Genomic DNA, 18,789 nt, shown 5'->3' with positions numbered 1-18,789 from the left:
TATTAGGAAGCACCAAGTTCAGTAATGGTCACATTGTAACCCAAACTTTCAAGTCTCCGAACAGAATTTCGAATAATGGATTGTTCTTTTTGTTTATCAAAGTAGTCTTCGCCCAAGTCTACATACATTTCTTTCCGTGTTAAAAGGTAATAAGCAATGCGTAAGATGGCATGAGCAACGGATATTCCAGCTCGTTTTTTACCCTTTCGAGCTGCAGTCCGTCTATATAATGCGCCTAGATAGGTTTTACATCTGATACAACAGAACCAAGTTTAATATTCGCACCTTCGAGTACCTTTTGAATGCGTTTATGTTGTCTTGCGCGTTCTTCAATCATACTCCGACGATACCGAACTAATTCTCGCAATTCACGTTGGGTGCGGTCTGGAATGAAGCTAGCTTTGAGTAATCCATGACGAAGTAACTTGGCGATCCATTCCGCATCTTTAACATCAGTCTTACGACCAGGAACCGCTTTGATATGTTGGGCATTCATTTAGCAGCAGAAGATTCCTATCAACAGTATGTATTTTGCCCATCACCTAAATTTGTAGTAGAATTCGTTGAACCTGACTTAATAACCATTGCTTGGTAACAGGTGGTTCTTGATTAATACGTTTCACTAACGGCGCAGGTTGCTATAAAAAAACAATAGCAAGAATGGAGTGAATGACGATAGATTTAGGTCAATATTTACATAATGCTTTTCCAGGACTTACTTTGGCACCTAGTCTCTATCATCAATGGGATATAGGTATTCACTTTGAATTGGGGGCTGGATTTTATCAATTTAAAGATGATGGTAGTCTGAATCTCGAAATGTTTGACTGCGTATACAGTCAAGCATTGTCTATTTTCAACGACCTTTTTTCTGATTTAGATGAAATTTTTCTTGTTACAAATGTTTATCAGCACAGGTCTGATGAAATTAAGAAAAAGCGAATAAAGGTTTATGATCGCTATATAAAAAATAAAGATATAAAATTCCATTTAAGACAAGAAACTTTGCCGTATGTATTTGATGCTGAAGAAGCTGACGATGATTATTATACTTCTCAATTTTCCTTAAAGTGCCGCAAACAAAAGAACAATTATTCTTGCTATGCACCATTATACAGTGGACATGGCTTAACGGCAGAAAAACTTTTCTCATATAGACCGTCAGATTGGTGGCAAGATGTACTAAACGGTTACCAATTGTTGAAGGATGAAGGTTTTGAAAAAATAGCTGTGGTTGGTCTTTCTCTTGGTGGTGTGTTTGCATTAAAAGTTGGTCAAGAGTTGGAGATAAATGGCGTTGTGACAATGTCAGTGCCAATACACAGGGAAGCTACTTTTCTACAAAAGCGTGTCTTGCATTATGCAAAAGGATACAAACAAGGGAAAAATGAAGAACAAATAAATTTAGAAATGAAACGTCTTCAAAATATGTCTATCGATTCACTAGTTGAGTTCCAACAGCTAATTGATATAACGATGGATAAATTAGCACTATTAACGTCACCAATTCGTATATTATATGGTGAATTAGATGAGCAATTGTATAAAGAGAGTGCAGAGGTAATTTTTCAAAGCGTTGCGACGAATCAAAAAACAATGAAAGGGTATCCAAATTCTAAACATTTAATGACATTAGGTACGGACATTGACGACGTGAACAAAGATATTCTTACATTTTTAAATGATTTAACTTGGTAGTTTTAATGAATCTTCAACTAACCAGGTGCTTTACTTGCAGAACATTAAGTTGCATGTGCAGCTCTTTTTTATTGAACTAACGAGACAGATTAGTTAATAAAGACTGACTAAAAGCTGATCTAATATCAAAATTAGGTCAGCTTAAAAATAGCATATTATTACGTTGCACATTGTATATAGGATCCTGAAATATTAAGTGCATTACTTTAACTCTTGTCTTTTAATAAAAACCAGCATCCTGAGCGTTTTTTATGTAAATAGATTACACTAAACCACTAAGAAGGTAGAGAGCGGTTCCCCAAATAAAAATCGCTGAGCATTTATTAAAAATATTCATAAGCTTCCCGGAACTATCAAGTCTTTTCAAGGATGCTCCAGCAATTATAAGACCGAAAAACCACAACCAAGAAATTAAAACACATGCTGCAGTGAACAACATTTGTTCCCTCCCACTATATTTTAAAGCACTCGTTCCGATAACACCTATCGTATCTAAAATAGCATGTGGGTTTAAGAGAGAGACAGAAACCGCAAATAAAATTTGTTTTTTTACAGGAAGTGGCTCGTTATTATCGGCAGATGCTGGATTTGAGCGCCAAATTGTATAGCCCATATAAAGTAAGAAAAGTAAACCAACACTCATCAAGGCGATACGTAACCACTCAAATTGCAATACAATTATTGATAAACCAAATACTGCAAGAAGTATCAGGAGCGTATCACAAATTGAGGCAGTGATGCTGGCGGGTAAGGCACGAACTAGATGTGGCTGTGTTGCACCTTGAGAAAAGACAAAGACATTTTGTACGCCTAAGGGCAAAATAAGTCCAAATGCTAAAATCATACCATGAAGAAATGCTTCCAATGAAATTCTCTCCTTTCATTAAATATTTTAGATATGTTATAACTAAAAGAAAACGACCAATTGGCTGGTTTTTTAGCCACCCAATTTTAGGTGGTAGAGGTGAAACGAATGAACTGGCAGCCAAATAGACAAAGTGAAATGACATTACAGCAGCAAATTGTGACATGGGTTTCTGAGCATATAGAACGAGGAGATTGGGTGGCAGGAACAAAGCTACCGACACAAAGACAGCTAGCAATGCAGCTTGGGGTCAATCGTAGTACTGTTCAGCAAGCGTTAGAAGAATTAAAGGCAACTGGAATATTGGAATCGAAGGTAGGATCCGGTATTTATGTAGCTGATAATTCCTGGGATTCATTAATTACACTAGCACAGCCAAATTGGCAAAAGTACATAGACACAAGTCTTCATAAGCCCAATTATCATACCATTCAATTAATCAATGAATACGAGCAGCGCGATGATGTCGTCCGATTGGGAACTGGAGAGCTTGCACCAAGTTTATTGCCGACTGCTGAAATTGAAGCGTCATTGAAAGAGCTCTCTTTGCAGCCGAAAGATTTAGGCTATTCATCACCACAAGGTAGCGATAAACTTCGAGAAGCGATTTGCGAATACGTGAATAAACGAGGGATCCAAGCAAAGCCGCAAAATGTTTGTATTGTATCTGGTGCACTTCAAGCATTGCAGCTAATTGCTGTTGGACTACTTGAACAGGGTTCTATCGTATTCCAGGAACAGACGTCTTATTTAAATTCAGTCCATCCTTTTCAGTCTGTTGGTATGCAAATGATAGCTATCGATCGTGATGAACAGCTTGCACAAACCTTAGCCCAAAAGAAAAGAAAAAGGCAGGCTGTATTTTATGCTGTTCCAACGTTAAACAATCCGACTGGTGGGGTATGGAAGTCGTTTGAAAAAAGGCAACTTTATCAAGCGTGTAAAGCATCTCGCATCCCCATCATTGAGGATGACGTCTATCATGAATTGCTCTTTGAAGCGGCAACGGCTCCAATTAAATCAATGGATGATAGCGGGCAAGTCCTTTATATTGGGAGTGTCTCGAAAACATTAAGCCCCGGACTTCGTATTGGCTGGTTAATCGGTCCAACTACCGTGATTGAGCGGTTAGCAGATATAAAAATGCAAACAGATTACGGTTCAAGCGCCATCTCACAGGAAATTGTGCTGCATTGGCTGCAATCAGGGAAGTATGAAATGCATATTAAGAGTTTACGGAAAGAATTATTGCGGAGAGCCAATTTTGTAGAAGGGATATTACAAGAAAGTTTTAGGGAGATTGCTAGTTGGGATAAGCCGAAAGGTGGCTATTATATTTGGCTAAAGTTTCATGAGCCAATCGTTGATAAAGAGTTATTTACTAAGCTTTTGCATCGACAAGTTCTCATTAATCCTGGCTATATTTACGATCCTCAAGATACGCAGCATATTCGATTATCATATGCCTATGCAACATATGAAGAGTTGAAGATTGGACTACAAATATTATATGAGTGCGTTGTTGAAACGGTAGTAAAACGACATAAAGAATAAAACATCGCACCTCTTGGGGTGTGATGTTTTTGGTAAATTACCTTTTAACCCTTATTAAATTGTATTTGAATAATAGGGTCATTCCGATATTCATCAAAAAATGCACAAGAAATGGTACTAAAATATTGTTTGTTTCAAAATAGAGCCATCCGAAAATTAAACTTGAAACAGTTATATTTATTTAACATTATAGGTTTTTTGAAGTATTGAGTATGCATCCCTAAGAACAGTAAAGTTGTTATTATAATTGCAGTCCACTGGTGTTCTAGAAATACCAGAAGTAAATTTTGAATAATTCCCCTAAACAAAATTTCTTCAAATAACGCCCCTATAAAACATAAAGGCAACAATACTTAACAACGAATAGTCTTGATAGCTTTTGTTAGTTTCGTCCATGTATTTCGAGGGCATATACAATGTTAAAATTACGTCAAACAAAAGTAGACCGAATGAAGCGAGGACTACACTCAATATCATTGTGAATGGCTGATCAAATGATAGGAAATTTTGTATTGTGAATACATCATAAACTATTAAAGCGAAAATGATAGCAAAACAAACAAATGTAAAAGAAGAGAATACAAAAATAGCGTCTTTTGGGGTTTGTCTTTTATATGCTCCATATCATTCCTTCTTTCTGGAGGATTTAGAATAACAATATTTTACCATAATTTTGTGGTAGAAAGTATAGCCTTTGTTTAAGAGGTTTTTTCGATATGGAGCTGATTTTGTTTAATCGTGGTTACTTTTATGTTAACTAAATATTATTCAAATTCATGTATTCCAAAATTGGTTAAGAGAAGCAAAATGTTGACCGAAAGAAAATGGTTTTTAAATTCTTGTTCAGATGATGTACAGAATTTACCGGTTAGATTCTGTTCTTTTGCTTCTTACCAGTTTCAACACCAACTTCATAAATAAAGAGGATCATAATAAAGAAAAGCGTAATTTTTATAGTAGAGTTAGCTGACCAAAAGCGCAAATAATACATGAACACAAGAAAGATAGATAAAAGCGTTTTAACAATTTTTAGAGTCATTGTGATACCTCCTGATATTTGGGTTGGTGGATTATGGAAGGTTAACATAGTCAGAAAGTTTTTAGAACTATGAATGGATTCGTTTATTGAACAATCTGATGAAAGAAACTAATAAAGGGTCACTAGGCTGGAAGTGACCAAAAGTTTAACTATAAGAGACTATATAAACTTATCAACTTTCTTAACTTTCATTGAGGCTACTTCTCCGCAATTCGTACAAATAGTCAAAATTAGTGGTGAACTCGAAAAATGGAGCATATCGAGCTTAATGGGTTTTACTTTTGCCATAGATCCGCCTAATTCACCTTGTGCGAAGGAATCATTACCACAAGCCTTACAAACTAATTTATTGTTTTTCATATTATCACCTTGTTATGCCGATTTATGTAAATTTTAACATAAAAAAAGTCGCAGCGTCGTCACACGCTACAGCAAATTAATAACAATATGGGTATTAAACGAAAATAGAGCGATTTATACATCGCTCAAAAAATATAATTTATTATTTAATTTTTTTCTACTAACTTTTTTAAAATTAAAATTTGTTGAATATGCAATGACAAAAATAAAGATAGACTTTAGTAAAGCAGGAATAGATACTCCATTCATCGGCACAACTCCTCATTTTTATCTTTATTATAATATGAAAAGCCGCAGCGTTTGTATACGCTACAGCTCAGATTTAAAAGAGAATCAACTTACATTAGTTGATTTCATAAACGAATGTGAACGGTTTTGCGGCTTTAGATTAATATGAGGAAAATTAAAAAAATGGTGGGATAGCAAACTGCAATGACGTTTGGGGCGATGCATAATGTAAGCTATCCCGAAATAAATATATGTAAAGTAGTTTAATAACATTCCAACTGTAAATATGTTGAAAAAGAGATTTTTAAAATGACACCAAGTTAAAGCGTTAGCGATTACTATAGGTATGAAAGAGAAAATAAATTTTTCCAACTTAACGGTTCTTTTCAGGCGCAATCTTTCGAGAAAAGAATAATCCAAGTAAAGAATCCATACATATTTAAATAACGATTTCTTTAAGAAGAGGTGAATCATTGGAAAACATGCCAGATGGCTATTCATTTGTACCGCAACCTATTCGGAAAGATGGGGCGGGGTGGGTGGATAAAGGGCCGAGAGATATTATGAGAGATCTGGAAAACCCTGATATGCTTGTCCCTCCAAAAACAGATGCTGGACTTGTACCAAATTTAAAGTTCTCTTTTTCTGATACGCATATGGTATTAAAAAATGGCGGTTGGTCTCGAGAAGTTACTGCTCGTGATTTGCCAATTGCCACTACATTGGCAGGTGTCAATATGAGTTTGACACCAGGGGGAGTACGTGAGCTGCATTGGCATCAACAAGCAGAATGGTCGTATATGCTTCTTGGTCATGCACGGATTACAGCAGTCGATCAAAATGGGCGTAATTTTATTGCCGATGTAGGACCGGGGGATTTATGGTATTTCCCTCCAGGAATTCCGCATTCCATACAAGGTCTTGAAGATGGTTGTGAATTTTTGCTGGTGTTTGACGATGGGCATTTCTCAGATCTAAGTACATTTTCAATATCTGATTGGTTTGCTCATACTCCTAAAGATGTGCTGTCCTCCAATTTTGGCGTTCCTATGAGCGCTTTTCAACATATCCCGAAAGAACAGGTCTATATTTTTCAAGATAAGGTTCCAGGACCTCTAGACACACAAAAAGTACAATCACCATACGGTACAGTCCCTCAAACCTTCAAACATAGCCTGCTTGCCCAAACTCCTATTAAAACTCCCGGTGGCAGTGTCAGAATTGTGGATTCGACAAACTTTCCTATTTCTAAAAATATCGCAGCAGCGCTTGTCGAGATTAAGCCTGGTGCAATGAGAGAGCTACATTGGCACCCGAATAATGACGAATGGCAATATTACCTTCAAGGTCAAGGGCGTATGACAGTGTTTACAGCAAATGGTGTGGCTAGAACATTCGATTATCGTGCAGGAGATGTGGGATACGTGCCGTTTGCAAATGGTCATTACATTGAAAATACCGGTACTGAGACATTATGGTTCCTTGAAATGTTTAAAAGTGATAGATTTCAGGATGTTTCGTTAAATCAATGGATGGCCCTTACTCCATCTGAGCTAGTACAAAGCAATTTAAATATTGGTCCTGAACTCCTCAATGTTTTAAGAAAGGAAAAGTGGCCGGTTGTAAAATATCCTGGATTTTCGTATTATCCAAGGTGAGCACATAGAAAAGCAGGTGAGAAAAATCTCACCTGCTTATTTTAATATTGATATTTATTTCTTGTAGCAAGCAGAATACCGATTGCTGGAACAGTACAAACAAGCATTGCTGCAAATGATAGTCCAGGTGAAATCTCGTATAAATAGCCGCCTAAAAATGTAAGGATCGCTGTACTTAATCCCATTGCTAATGCAGAGTAAAGGCCTTGTGCATTTGGAATTTGCTCCTTCGGCAATGTTTTTGTTAAATAGCTGATAAAAGCGTAATGCGCGAGAGCAAAAGATAATGCGTGTAATGTTTGAGAAGCGATAAAAACCCAGACATTCGGGAATAGGTAAATGAGAAGCCAACGTAATGATGAACCACTTGCTGCTATAAGTAATAAGGAAGATGAGCGCCATTTTTTAAATAGTGTATCAGCCTTCATAAAGTATAAGATTTCGCAAATAACGGCGATGTTAATAATCATCCCCATATAGAATGGATCGACATGTAAATCAACTAAATATATATAGCCATAGCTGTAATAAGAAGCATGTGCGCCTTGCAACAGAATAACGACTAATAAAACAATAGGGAAGCCTTTAATAGTCCATAATGTTTTCATCGACAATGATTTTGCACGTTGTTCTTTTGTCGGTACAACGAGTAACTCTTTTGGTGTAGCCATTTGCTGCATCAACAGCATACCGATCAGGCCGACCACCATACTCCAAAAGATAATGTTATTGCCAAATGCACCTGTCAACATACTAATGATTAATACTGCAATGACAAAGCCAAGGGAACCATAGGAGCGGCTTTTACCATAGTGTACATTTCCATGCTGTACGAGCGTTGCCGCACTACTTTCAACGGCTGGTAGCAGTGCTGGATAGAAAACGCTAAATAAAAGGGTAACAATAAGAAGCGAGATAAAGCTCGTGCTTAGTAAGTAAAATAAAGTTGTGATTAGGGCACCTATTGCTAGAATACTAACGAGTCGTTTTTTGTGCACATATTTTGCAAGAGTCGGGAAGAAAAATAGATTTGAAGTTGCTCGTGCTAAAAGACCGCAGCCCATTACGACGCTAGCCTGTGAGACAGTAAGATGTTTGGCATCTACAAGCCAACCTGTCCAATAAGGTAAGAAAATACCCCATGTAATGAAAAATGCAAAGAAATTTTGAGAAAGCCATCGTTGATTGTTCATAAATTTTACGTACCTCCAATTTAACTATGTTGAATAATAGCACGTTCATCGATACAATAATGTGAGATATCTCACATTATTTAAGAGGAGAGAGTAAAATAATGCATATACTGACAGCTGAGGAACGTTCATACTATCTCGATAAATATCCAATTGATGATTTTTTCTCATTTGATATAAATCCATTTCTGGAGGTATGTAAGTTTGACAAAGGCGAATGGATTTTTAAAGAAGGATCATTTCCGGATACGCTATACTACATGATTGAAGGGAAAGCGAAAATATATATGACGCATAAAAACGGCAAGGTCTCGCTTATCGAATACCCAGAGCCACCGCGTTTTATGGGGGAAATTGAGTTGCTTAATGAGGCAAGATATACGAAGGGGATTCAGACAGTAACCGAGACGATTTGTTTTTCGATTACACAGTCCTGCAAAGAAAAGTTACTCACGGATGTACTATTTTTACGTAAACTTTGTGTGTTTTTAGGGGAAAAGGCGACCAAAATGACGTCAAAATATACACAAAATCAAGCGTATCCACTTGAAAATCGACTTGCAGCATTTATCCAATTATCGTCAGATCAAGGTATTTATAAAGAAAAGCATACCGAAATCTGTGAATATTTAGGGGTTTCTTACCGACATTTATTATATGTATTTGCACAATTTTGCGAAGAAAAAATTTTAGAGAAGAAAAAGAATGGCTACCACATTATGAATGAAAAGCGTCTTTCCGAATTGGCACAGGAAATACAGTGAACTCTCGCTTATTGTATTCACTTTTTTTAACTAACCAGCGCGCTATTTCCTTGCCGCTATGATAGAAATTAACCTCATTAACTCTTTGGTTTTGTACGGAGATAGTTAGGGTTTCTTCTATAACGCCAAAAGGTATAATCCCTAAACATTGGTGTGTGTTGGGTGGAATCTTTTTGTGCTTTACCTCAGTTTCAATGTGAGTTTTAGCAGATTTTTGTGCATTTCGGAATGGACAAGCAAGTAATTCTCCTTGTTCCAATGTTGTGCTTGGTGAATAACAATTACATTTCATTCAACATGCCCCCTTTGTCGTTAGTTTTATTGTACAAGACATACGGTCAGAATAGTCTTCATTTACAACGCTTTAACGAAAACTTAAAGGTTAGTCATTAATTTAATAAAATGTAACCGTATTCATACCATTTATGAATAGAAATCATAGAAAACTTGTATAATTTCAAGAGAAAAACACGTACTCAAACTATTGTGAATTTTCCTGACAAAACGTATTATTGTAATTAGATTTAACGTGAAAGGCTTCACATAGTCACGTAATCGTGAGGAGGAATTTTTAATGAGTGCAATTCGAGTAGGTATTGTAGGTTATGGAAATTTAGGGCGCGGGGTAGAGTATGCTATTTCCCAAAATCTAGATATGGAATTAGTAGCGGTATTCACACGTCGCGATCCTTCAACTGTAAACATTGCAAGTAATGCAAGCGTATATTTAGTGGATGATGCTGAAAAATTCCAAAATGACATTGATGTAATGATTTTATGTGGTGGCTCAGCAACAGATTTACCTGAGCAAGGCCCACACTTTGCACAATGGTTTAATACAATTGACAGCTTTGATACACATGCGAAAATCCCTGAGTTTTTCGAGGCTGTAGATGTAGCAGCTCAAAAATCAGGTAAAGTATCAGTCATTTCAGTTGGCTGGGATCCAGGTTTATTTTCTTTAAATCGTATACTTGGGGAGTCAGTTCTTCCAGTAGGCACAACGTATACTTTCTGGGGAGACGGTTTAAGTCAAGGTCACTCAGATGCTATACGTCGCATCGAAGGTGTTAATAATGCTGTACAATACACATTACCAATTAAAGAAGCTGTAGACCGTGTTCGCAACGGTGAAAATCCTGAGCTGACAACGCGTGAAAAACATGCACGTGAATGTTGGGTTGTTCTTGAGGAAGGTGCGGATGCTGCAAAAGTTGAGCAAGAAATTGTGACGATGCCAAACTATTTTGACGAGTATGACACAACAGTAAACTTTATTTCTGAAGAGGAATTTAAAGCAAACCACGCAGGCATGCCACACGGTGGATTCGTTATTCGTAGTGGAGAAAGCGGTGCAAACGAAAAACAAATTCTTGAATTCTCATTAAAGCTTGAAAGTAATCCAAACTTCACGTCTAGCGTTCTAGTAGCTTTTGCACGTGCAGCTCATCGCTTAAACCAAGCAGGAGACAAAGGTGCAAAAACAGTATTCGATATCCCATTCGGTCTGTTATCACCAAAATCAGCTGCTGAATTACGTAAAGAACTTTTATAATATTAAACTATTTAATTACTACCCGATTATCATATTATTTGATAATCGGGATTTTTTATTTTTAGCAAGTCAATTCTGTAAAACAACATACAGCATATGGTAAACTGTCAATAATTTGGCTCATCACCAAAAGCTAGGGTGAAGTTAACGACCACCACAATGCTAAAAAGATAAATGGCCGAAGTGCAGTAGTTTATGTAACTAAAACTGAAGGTAGTGCAGTTTCAAGAATAATTATTGTAAATTTTGCGAAGAATCCAGATGAAATATTTCATATTGGCGATAGGGTAAAATTGGGCTATGATGGTAAAATGAAGGATAAAGTACCAATTCGAATTACTACGCTTACTATAGAATTAGTTTAGTAATATCAACTAAAGTAGTTGTACAATGTAACGTTGCTGCTTTGTAAAAGATTGGGGAGAGTTTTATATGGAAAAAGTAATTTTTTTTAATAGTGAACTATTTCATAAAAATGCTGAGAAAACTTTTTTGATACACAAAAATAAAATAACAGAATTAATACCGGAGGCTGATATCCAGCATGTTGGTAGTTCAGCAATTCCTAATAGTATTACTAAAGGTGATTTAGACATCCAAGTACGTGTTAGTGCTGAACAATTTTTGATAGCAGTAGAACTACTATCAAATTTATATGAAAGAAATGAAGAAAGTGTCAAAACAGCTACATTTAGGGCATTTAAAGATGATACAAGTAATCCACCTTTAGGAGTTCAATTAACTGTAATTGATTCTGAGTTTGATTTCTTTTGGAAATTTAGAGAAGTTTTATTGGCAAATAATAAATATCGAGATGCATATGATAAATTGAAGGAAGAATACGAAGCCAAATCAATGGATGCCTATAGGGAAGCCAAAGACGTCTTTTTCCAAAGACTAATGGAAACTCCTGAGTTTAAGAAATATGATAAGTAATTTTTATTCTAAATTTCACCATATAAAGTTCTTGTTATTTAATAGAAACGTAATTTAACAATCACTTGCTAAAGTACTAACGATTGTTTTGGTTGAAAAGATTAGCTCAACGTTATGGTGATGGGCCCGTAATTTAACTACTCAAAAGATTTTAAGCTTTGAAGACTTGTAACCTTACATAACCAGTTGAATGGGGGTTATCTACAAATGACTACAGACATTATTATCCAATCAAAATGTATTCCACCGAATCCGTCCAATCATTGTATTAGTAGAGCTATTCTAATGAGAACATTAAAAAAAAGCCTAGACCATATTTGCACACTTATTCATAGTGGGGCGGGGTATGGCAAAACAACAATCCTTACACAATTTCTACATGCTCAATCAAATAAATTTTCTTGGTATAGTGTGTCGGAGGAAGATGATAATATATTGCCATTTTTAAGGCATTTATTTTTTAGTATCACACGAATTGTTCCGAGCTTCGGTCAAGAATTTGATGCATGGAATCAATTATCTCGTTTTCCGAAAATAGAGGAACTTAATCGTTGGTTTAAGCTATTTGTCAATAGTTTATGTGAAATCGAAGGGGCGATTTTAATTGTCATTGACGACTACCATCTCGTTGATCATGAATTTCATATTAATTATGTGATGGAAAAAATAATTGAGTTTTCACCACCTAATGTTCATTTTATCATCGCCTCTAGAACGTTGCCGAATTGGGATATTACGAGAAAATTAAAGATACAAAAAAAATTACTCGTTATTGCAGAAGGAGAATTAGCATTTTCTTCAGAGGAGATTGCTGTTTTTTTTGAGGATTACATAGCAGTGCATTTAACAGAAGATGAAATATCCAAGGTTTTGGAAATTACAGAGGGCTGGGCAATTAGTATTTCTTTATTAGCTGAACAATGGAACAATGAATCATTAGCGCATTGGCTAAATATCTCAACAAATGACCTTTTCACCTATTTATCGGAGGAAGTTTATTTTAAGATGTCTGCATTCGAGCAAGACGCATTATTAAAGCTGGCGATTTTCCCTACTTTCTCCGAGGAGTTTATCACACAATTTTATGGTACTGAAATAGCAGAGGCGTTAAAACTGTTTGTACAGCGACATTTATTTATTCAACCGATCACAACGGATGGTTTATATCGTTTTCATGCCTTGTTCAGTCGTTTTTTAGAGCTAAAATGGCAACAAAATGCTTCACAGTATATTGTATTGCATAAACAAGCAGCTTTGTATTATGTAAAACAAAACAATATACAAGCGGTTCTTCATCATACATTTAAAACGAATGATCAGGATTTTTGTGGTGAACTATTACAAAATCATGCTGAGAGTCTAGTCCGTGCTGGGCAATTTGAGTGGTTATTAGAAAAAATAAATCGATTTACAGCTAATGAAAAGTCGGAATATTACAAACTTTATTATTTTGAAGGTGAGTGCCACCGCTATCGTGCTTATTATGAAAGAGCGAAGCAGTGCTATGAAAATTGTGCAAACATCGCAAAAAGTAAGAATGATTATCTCTTTATGACGAAAGCGCAAGCAGGTTTAGCACATATTTATCTCGATACAATCCAGCCAGCATTGGCAGAGCCGCATTTAAAAAGGGCATTAGAGTTAGCGAATCATACACCGTTAAACGAAGAGGAACTTCTCGAATTGCAACGTCAGTATGCGGAAAATTTAGTGAATTTAGGGAAGGCGAAAGGAGCACAAATTTTTACGGATGAGGTTGCTTTGACGGAGGAAGTTCTACAAAGATCAAATGTCGATGTTCGAATATTGTTAAGAACAGGGCAGCTACTAGAAGCAAAGGAATTGCTGACGAAGAGATTGGAATTACCACCACAGCTTGTCGCGACACATAGAGAGAGCGAGCTGTTGGCATCATTTGTCTATGCGTTATTAGGGCTAGAGAAGGATGCTTGGTATGCCGCTCAGCATGGGATTCGTAGGGGGTTACGTGAAAAATCGGTATTTATTGAGGCTGTTGGCTATATTCGCAAAGCACATGCTTTATTATTAATAGATTTTCCTGATTATCAAGGAGCCTGTAATGCTTATGAAAAAGCCCTTACATTATTGAATACCATTAATATTTCTCGCGTAAAGGCCGAGCCGTACATGGGACTAGCAATTGTCAAACATGCGCAAGGAGATATTGTCTCTGCTAAAAAATATGTAGCCCTTGGATTACGGGAAACGGAGCAAGTACAAGACGCTTGGATGACCGCTCTTATATTAATCGCAGAAGTGAAAATCATTCTTTCTCAACATGAATATGAACGAGCGCGACAATTATTAATGAAGGCACAGCGATTATTCCAAGACTGTGGCGATCAAAATGGTGAGATGCATGTACTTTTCTTTCAATCTGTCATTGCCTTCAAAGAAAATAGTCCTCAACAATTCAATCATTATTTTCAGCAGTTTGCACAGTTATGCATCACAAATGGCTATGATTACTTTTTACAAAGGAAAACCATTCTCGGTCCACCGAATAGGATGATTTTTTATGAGCTTTTACAATTTAGTAGAAAGTGTGATGGGGAAAATAACGCTATTTTGATGATGCGTAGCTATTTTCAAGTTGAAGACAATATCGTTTATCCGCATGAGGAAGTACAGGTGAATTTTTTAGGAAGTCTAGATTTAGTAAGAAAGCATCGAAAGATTGAGGATAAAGAATGGCAGCGCGATAAATCAAAGGAGCTTTTCATCTTTTTGTATGGTCATCGCAACCGTTTTACGCCAAAGGAAGAGATTGCACAAGCGTTATGGCCAGAGCGGAATGTTGATTCGCTAGATCGGGATTTTAAAGTTGTATTGAATACGTTATTAAAAGTTCTTGAGCCAAATAGAAATGCGCGTCAGGAAAGCTTTTTCATTCAGCGTAAAAATAATATGTATCAATTGCAACATATCCAATTTTTGCAAATCGATGTCGAACGCTTTCTCTATTTTTATGAATTAGGGATGGAAGAGTTCGATCCACAATTGTCAAATGAATGGTTGTATCTTGCTGAAACAAGCTATACGGATGTTCTTTATGCTGAAAAAAAGCAGTTAGATTGGCTCATACAGGATCGAGAAAAGCTGCAATCATTATATATTGAAGTACTGGAAAGATTAGCACAAAATATGACGCGGCAACAAAATTATAAGCAAGCTATTTTTTATGCAGAAAAAATGATTCGTGAGGATGCATTATGGGAAGAAGGCTATCGATTGTTGATGTATAGTTACTATCAATTACAAAACCGTTCTCTTGCGTTAAAATGGTATGAAAAATGTGTGCAGCAATTAAAAAAAGAACTAAATACAACACCGATGGAATCGACGATGGTTGTCTATGATTTAATAATGGGTTAGTGTATATTTTGTATAACAACCATTTTTTGTAATAATGACTCATGGATTGTAGTAGAGACTGGGCGATCCTTGGGGATTAGCGGCTCATCGGACGCCCCCAGGAAGCTTTGCTCTGCGCGAAAGCGAAGCGTCAGCGACAAAGCGCCCAGTCGGAACGGAAATCCACTTTATAACAATATTGGAGGAACTACTATGTCATTTTGTAATGTAAGTAAGGCGAATATTTACTATGAAATAATTGGAACTGGAACACCAATCGTTATGCTCCATGGATATTCCCCAGACCATAGACTAATGAAGGGATGTATGGAGCCCGTTTTTGCAGAAAGGGAGGGCTGGAAACGAATCTATATTGACCTTCCAGGAATGGGCAAAACGACAGACTACGAAAAGATCAATAATTCAGATGAAATGCTAGAGGCCGTAGTAGAACTAATTCACTCATTAATACCAAATGAACGTTATTTATTGGCAGGAGAATCTTATGGTGGATATTTGGTGCGTGGAATCATGAGAGAGTATCATGAACAAATTTTAGGTGCAGCGTTTATTTGTCCATTGATTATTCCTGATAAACAAAGTCGAACAGTACCAGTACAAAGTATTGTCTCGGTGGATAAAGAATTTTTATCGACATTAACGAAATACGAACTAGAAGATTTTAGCTCACATCTAGTTGTTTTAGATGAATATAATAGTCAGCGTTACACAAATGAAGTGTTAGCGGGTCAAGAAAATGCGGATGTGGAATTTTTAGAAAAAATCCAAAAAAGCTATAGTTTTTCTTTTCAGGTAGATGAGATTTCATTTGATAAACCTTGCTTGTTTTTGCTAGGCAAACAGGATTCTATGGTTGGCTATAAGGACGCTTTTGATATTTTAGATAAATTCCCAAGAGCAGCCTTCACAATTTTAGATAAGGCCGGGCATAACTTGCAAATTGAACAAGCGAATTTGTTTAATAGCCTTATGCATGAATGGTTGGAGCGGGTAGAGGAGTTTAACAAATGAAATGCTTTTTTGAGTAAAAGGCAGAATGAAATCCTTTGAATCTATTTAGAGTTCACTTACTCAATAAATTCAAAGGATTCTTTCTGTCTAATATATCGTCGCTTATTTTTCCTATCATCAAAAGTTGTAGATGACATTTGTTAAAACGTATGCCATTTATATAAGTAGGAATGTAAAGTAACCATACGTTATGGCGATGGGCTACTTATTTTCTAATTGGAATCTATATCAATTTTTATAGTCTCAAGTCTTTCTTTAGTGATTTTCCCTTCATTATCCATTGTACGAACTATTGGCGTGATGAATATTGATGATGCATTAGCATTAAAGTCACTTATAATTGCTTGACCATTTGAGTAATCATCGGTTACTTTTGTTGTCGTCGTTCCCGTTGTGTATTCATAATGGTTTTCTAAATTATCAACAATCTCTAAAGTTATGAATTCAGTAGCAAAGTCCATATCACAGCTAAAGTAAATGTACGCTGTATTTCCTGAAACCGAAAAACGATTAAAAATAAATTCATGCTGTTTTGATAAAAGCTTTTCAGATAAAATTAAATCTTTTATTGGTAATATAGAAGCCATAGAGGGGAAAGTAACTAGGCAAGCTGAGCTAACGCCGATTACAAAAATTGAAGCAATGGCCCATTTACGGATTTGCTTTGTCTTTTGTTGCTTTTGTAAAACAGTGTTCATTACCTTTTGCTTTTCATTTTTTGAAACCATTACTGGTGTTATATCTTCTAATTCCAACTGTAAGAAATTTTTTTCCTCATTCATGTCCAGCACTCCTTTAATTTATGGTTATTAGCAAGCCTTTTCTTTCCTCGATATAAACGATTCTCCACTGCAGATTTTGAAATATGTAAAATTTCTGCTATTTCACTATTTGAATATTCTAGATAGTACCTCATTAAAAATAATTCTCTATCTAAATCAGGTAGATGCATTATTTCAAGAAGTAATTGCTCTCTCGCATATAATTTATCCAGTTGCTGTTCAATGTTATCTGAAGCGATAAGAGGCGGAATAATATCCATAGGCAGTGTGGCAAGTTGTTTTTGTTGTTTTCGGTAAATGTCGATTGTTTTATATTTAGTAATCATCCCTTTTTTTAAATCCGCTTCTTCCCCGGTGAAATAATTACTTTTTTGCCATATTAGTAGGAATACATCATTTACACATTCCCTACTAGCATGTAATCTGATGGCTTGTTTAAAATTTTTAAAGCAATCGCCTTCACAAATCCTAAATAATGATCAACTACATATTTAAGTGCCTTTTCATCATGTCGTTGAAGACGTTCAATAAAATCATTCATTTTGTCACTCCTTATGATCGTTATACATTCTATAACGAAATTCTCGTGGAACACTCGCATATAAATGGAAATTTTTTCTGATTTTGGTTGAAAAGATTTTTATAAAAAGCATCTAACGTGGTAATGTAGCTGGTTATGCTTTTCGGATGCAATTATGGCAGGATTTAAAAATATTCCGCAAAACCCCAATTTGGGGCAAATAAAAAGAATCCATTTTGAAAAAAGATTGATCAAAATGGATTCTTTTCTTATGAATTAGTATACATTGTTATAAAAAAAGTTTGATCATTTTCATCCTATGTTCTTCCGCAACCACGCCCCATTGCGGGAGAGCAACCACCTGTAGCAAGCATTTTCTACTCTGAGGTTACATCATTCTACCTTGCGATTCTTACAAATTTTTATAAGTTATAGTAATTTATAGTAAGCTATAGTAAAAAAAATTAAGGAGTTGAAATCATGGAGTTCTATAAAAAGCTAAAAGAAGAACGCTTAAAACATAATTTATCACAAGAAGAATTAGCCATTAAATTAAACATAAGTAGACAATCGGTTTCTAAATGGGAGCTTGAAAAAGGCTATCCGAATATTGAAACACTTATTACATTAAGTGATCTTTTCAACATTAGCATTGATGAATTAATTAAAGGAGATAATTTCTTGAAAGATAAAATTATCAAAGAAGGAAAAATGGGGGAATTACAAATGACAGATCGATTCAAAGGGCTATATGTATTGAGTTCAATTTTAGTAGTATTTTGGCTTTTTGTACTCCCATGGTCCAATCTATCAGGTCTAACATTAAGCATAATTAATCTCATAGCTGTTATTTACTTTGTAATTGTCGGTAATTACATCAAAAATAACAAGAAAAAATTTTTTAATTAAAGGCGACAGCATTCGGGTAGCTCAACACTATCTGATTGCTGTTTTTTTGTATTTAGAAGTCATTCTATGATGTTGCGTCGTGCAGAGATGGATTCTTGCGACTGCCGTTACGCTTTGCTCCACTTTCATCGCAGAAAAATGAGCTCCCCTAAAGGGAGGGCACTGAAAAAGTCTATACCTTCTCACATCGCGAGGTATTTAACGAGTAAATCGTTGAATACCTCGCTTTTTTCATTTGGCACTGTGACTCTACTGTTGTTTTCCGAAGCATTCCGCTCGCTTTCCGCGGGCGAGCGCCGAGCCTCCTCCTACGCTTCGCTT

The 18,789-nt window shown here is 35.9% G+C and carries 19 protein-coding genes and 1 pseudogene; 9 read left to right on the top strand and 11 right to left on the bottom strand.

The annotated features are described in order from the left end of the window. Positions 1–2: 2 nt before the first annotated feature. Positions 3–496: pseudogene (locus ACQKOF_RS02040) on the bottom strand (IS110 family transposase); the annotation flags it as partial. A gap of 173 nt (positions 497–669) precedes the next feature. Here ACQKOF_RS02040 and ACQKOF_RS02035 point away from each other — a divergent pair. Further along, positions 670–1,698, top strand: a complete 1,029-nt coding sequence (locus ACQKOF_RS02035) for an alpha/beta hydrolase (RefSeq protein ID WP_427553190.1) — start codon at positions 670–672, stop codon at positions 1,696–1,698. A gap of 262 nt (positions 1,699–1,960) precedes the next feature. On the opposite strand, the gene ACQKOF_RS02030 is transcribed toward ACQKOF_RS02035, so the two are convergent. Next, entirely contained in the window at positions 1,961–2,563 is a 603-nt protein-coding gene (locus ACQKOF_RS02030) for a LysE/ArgO family amino acid transporter (RefSeq protein WP_427553188.1), read from the bottom strand. Positions 2,564–2,671: 108 nt separating this feature from the next. Here ACQKOF_RS02030 and ACQKOF_RS02025 point away from each other — a divergent pair, with 108 nt between their 5' ends. Further along, on the top strand, positions 2,672–4,117 hold the full coding sequence (locus tag ACQKOF_RS02025; protein ID WP_427553750.1) for a PLP-dependent aminotransferase family protein: 1,446 nt from the start codon (positions 2,672–2,674) through the stop codon (positions 4,115–4,117). A 37-nt stretch (positions 4,118–4,154) separates the two neighbouring features. On the opposite strand, the gene ACQKOF_RS02020 is transcribed toward ACQKOF_RS02025, so the two are convergent. The 4 genes from ACQKOF_RS02020 to ACQKOF_RS02005 all read right to left on the bottom strand — a co-directional run bounded on the left by ACQKOF_RS02020 (position 4,155) and on the right by ACQKOF_RS02005 (position 5,765). Next, positions 4,155–4,274 (bottom strand): hypothetical protein, encoded by a 120-nt coding sequence (locus ACQKOF_RS02020; RefSeq protein ID WP_427553748.1) that lies wholly within the window; start codon positions 4,272–4,274, stop codon positions 4,155–4,157. Beyond that, positions 4,252–4,425 (bottom strand): CPBP family glutamic-type intramembrane protease, encoded by a 174-nt coding sequence (locus ACQKOF_RS02015; protein WP_427553746.1) that lies wholly within the window; start codon positions 4,423–4,425, stop codon positions 4,252–4,254. The genes ACQKOF_RS02020 and ACQKOF_RS02015 overlap by 23 nt, the downstream gene beginning before the upstream one ends. 560 nt (positions 4,426–4,985) lie before the next feature. Next, positions 4,986–5,156, bottom strand: coding sequence for a hypothetical protein (locus ACQKOF_RS02010; protein WP_427553186.1), 171 nt, complete (start codon positions 5,154–5,156; stop codon positions 4,986–4,988). Between the two features lie 474 nt (positions 5,157–5,630). Beyond that, positions 5,631–5,765 carry a hypothetical protein gene (locus ACQKOF_RS02005; protein ID WP_427553184.1) on the bottom strand — a complete coding sequence of 45 codons (135 nt, stop codon included), beginning with the start codon at positions 5,763–5,765 and terminating at the stop codon, positions 5,631–5,633. Between the two features lie 461 nt (positions 5,766–6,226). Here ACQKOF_RS02005 and ACQKOF_RS02000 point away from each other — a divergent pair, with 461 nt between their 5' ends. After that, positions 6,227–7,402, top strand: coding sequence for an oxalate decarboxylase family bicupin (locus ACQKOF_RS02000; RefSeq protein ID WP_427553744.1), 1,176 nt, complete (start codon positions 6,227–6,229; stop codon positions 7,400–7,402). 41 nt (positions 7,403–7,443) lie between these two features. On the opposite strand, the gene ACQKOF_RS01995 is transcribed toward ACQKOF_RS02000, so the two are convergent. Further along, positions 7,444–8,595: an MFS transporter gene (locus ACQKOF_RS01995; protein ID WP_427553183.1), complete on the bottom strand. Its 1,152-nt coding sequence runs from the start codon at positions 8,593–8,595 to the stop codon at positions 7,444–7,446. Positions 8,596–8,696: 101 nt separating this feature from the next. On the opposite strand from ACQKOF_RS01995, the gene yeiL reads away from it, so the two are divergent. Further along, positions 8,697–9,359, top strand: a complete 663-nt coding sequence (gene yeiL / locus ACQKOF_RS01990) for a transcriptional regulator YeiL (protein WP_427553181.1) — start codon at positions 8,697–8,699, stop codon at positions 9,357–9,359. Here the strand turns inward: yeiL and ACQKOF_RS01985 are convergent. After that, positions 9,313–9,651 (bottom strand): hypothetical protein, encoded by a 339-nt coding sequence (locus ACQKOF_RS01985; protein ID WP_427553179.1) that lies wholly within the window; start codon positions 9,649–9,651, stop codon positions 9,313–9,315. The genes yeiL and ACQKOF_RS01985 overlap by 47 nt on opposite strands. A gap of 282 nt (positions 9,652–9,933) precedes the next feature. On the opposite strand from ACQKOF_RS01985, the gene ACQKOF_RS01980 reads away from it, so the two are divergent. The 4 genes from ACQKOF_RS01980 to ACQKOF_RS01965 all read left to right on the top strand — a co-directional run bounded on the left by ACQKOF_RS01980 (position 9,934) and on the right by ACQKOF_RS01965 (position 16,257). Beyond that, complete coding sequence (locus ACQKOF_RS01980) at positions 9,934–10,914, top strand: diaminopimelate dehydrogenase (RefSeq protein WP_427553177.1); 981 nt, start codon at positions 9,934–9,936, stop codon at positions 10,912–10,914. Between the two features lie 432 nt (positions 10,915–11,346). Further along, complete coding sequence (locus tag ACQKOF_RS01975; protein WP_427553175.1) at positions 11,347–11,850, top strand: GrpB family protein; 504 nt, start codon at positions 11,347–11,349, stop codon at positions 11,848–11,850. Positions 11,851–12,057: 207 nt separating this feature from the next. Next, positions 12,058–15,246 carry a BTAD domain-containing putative transcriptional regulator gene (locus tag ACQKOF_RS01970; RefSeq protein ID WP_427553173.1) on the top strand — a complete coding sequence of 1,063 codons (3,189 nt, stop codon included), beginning with the start codon at positions 12,058–12,060 and terminating at the stop codon, positions 15,244–15,246. 192 nt (positions 15,247–15,438) lie between these two features. Next, a complete protein-coding gene (locus tag ACQKOF_RS01965; protein WP_427553171.1) occupies positions 15,439–16,257 on the top strand; it encodes an alpha/beta fold hydrolase in 819 nt (272 codons plus the stop codon). A 212-nt stretch (positions 16,258–16,469) separates the two neighbouring features. On the opposite strand, the gene ACQKOF_RS01960 is transcribed toward ACQKOF_RS01965, so the two are convergent. The 3 genes from ACQKOF_RS01960 to ACQKOF_RS01950 are packed head-to-tail and all read right to left on the bottom strand — an operon-like array spanning position 16,470 to position 17,580. Continuing rightward, positions 16,470–17,039: a hypothetical protein gene (locus ACQKOF_RS01960; protein WP_427553169.1), complete on the bottom strand. Its 570-nt coding sequence runs from the start codon at positions 17,037–17,039 to the stop codon at positions 16,470–16,472. Further along, positions 17,036–17,467: a sigma-70 family RNA polymerase sigma factor gene (locus ACQKOF_RS01955; RefSeq protein ID WP_427553742.1), complete on the bottom strand. Its 432-nt coding sequence runs from the start codon at positions 17,465–17,467 to the stop codon at positions 17,036–17,038. Before ACQKOF_RS01955 ends, ACQKOF_RS01960 begins: the two co-directional genes overlap by 4 nt. Beyond that, positions 17,437–17,580 (bottom strand): hypothetical protein, encoded by a 144-nt coding sequence (locus tag ACQKOF_RS01950; protein ID WP_427553167.1) that lies wholly within the window; start codon positions 17,578–17,580, stop codon positions 17,437–17,439. Before ACQKOF_RS01950 ends, ACQKOF_RS01955 begins: the two co-directional genes overlap by 31 nt. 459 nt (positions 17,581–18,039) lie before the next feature. Here ACQKOF_RS01950 and ACQKOF_RS01945 point away from each other — a divergent pair, with 459 nt between their 5' ends. After that, a complete protein-coding gene (locus ACQKOF_RS01945; protein ID WP_427553165.1) occupies positions 18,040–18,468 on the top strand; it encodes a helix-turn-helix domain-containing protein in 429 nt (142 codons plus the stop codon). Positions 18,469–18,789: the final 321 nt, after the last annotated feature.

Origin of the sequence: Lysinibacillus sp. NPDC093190, assembly GCF_050280425.1 — a bacterium.
Taxonomy (GTDB): Bacteria; Bacillota; Bacilli; order Bacillales_A; family Planococcaceae; genus Lysinibacillus.
This window is presented reverse-complemented; position numbering and strand designations above follow the sequence as displayed.

Coding starts and splice junctions, on each gene's coding strand:
- ACQKOF_RS02035 (WP_427553190.1), top strand. CDS start 670: ATGACGATAGATTTAGGTCAATATTTACATAATGCTTTTCCAGGACTT.
- ACQKOF_RS02025 (WP_427553750.1), top strand. CDS start 2,672: ATGAACTGGCAGCCAAATAGACAAAGTGAAATGACATTACAGCAGCAA.
- ACQKOF_RS02010 (WP_427553186.1), bottom strand. CDS start 5,156: ATGACTCTAAAAATTGTTAAAACGCTTTTATCTATCTTTCTTGTGTTC.
- ACQKOF_RS02005 (WP_427553184.1), bottom strand. CDS start 5,765: ATGAATGGAGTATCTATTCCTGCTTTACTAAAGTCTATCTTTATTTTT.
- ACQKOF_RS02000 (WP_427553744.1), top strand. CDS start 6,227: ATGCCAGATGGCTATTCATTTGTACCGCAACCTATTCGGAAAGATGGG.
- ACQKOF_RS01995 (WP_427553183.1), bottom strand. CDS start 8,595: ATGAACAATCAACGATGGCTTTCTCAAAATTTCTTTGCATTTTTCATT.
- yeiL (WP_427553181.1), top strand. CDS start 8,697: ATGCATATACTGACAGCTGAGGAACGTTCATACTATCTCGATAAATAT.
- ACQKOF_RS01985 (WP_427553179.1), bottom strand. CDS start 9,651: ATGAAATGTAATTGTTATTCACCAAGCACAACATTGGAACAAGGAGAA.
- ACQKOF_RS01980 (WP_427553177.1), top strand. CDS start 9,934: ATGAGTGCAATTCGAGTAGGTATTGTAGGTTATGGAAATTTAGGGCGC.
- ACQKOF_RS01975 (WP_427553175.1), top strand. CDS start 11,347: ATGGAAAAAGTAATTTTTTTTAATAGTGAACTATTTCATAAAAATGCT.
- ACQKOF_RS01970 (WP_427553173.1), top strand. CDS start 12,058: ATGACTACAGACATTATTATCCAATCAAAATGTATTCCACCGAATCCG.
- ACQKOF_RS01965 (WP_427553171.1), top strand. CDS start 15,439: ATGTCATTTTGTAATGTAAGTAAGGCGAATATTTACTATGAAATAATT.
- ACQKOF_RS01960 (WP_427553169.1), bottom strand. CDS start 17,039: ATGAATGAGGAAAAAAATTTCTTACAGTTGGAATTAGAAGATATAACA.
- ACQKOF_RS01950 (WP_427553167.1), bottom strand. CDS start 17,580: ATGAATGATTTTATTGAACGTCTTCAACGACATGATGAAAAGGCACTT.
- ACQKOF_RS01945 (WP_427553165.1), top strand. CDS start 18,040: ATGGAGTTCTATAAAAAGCTAAAAGAAGAACGCTTAAAACATAATTTA.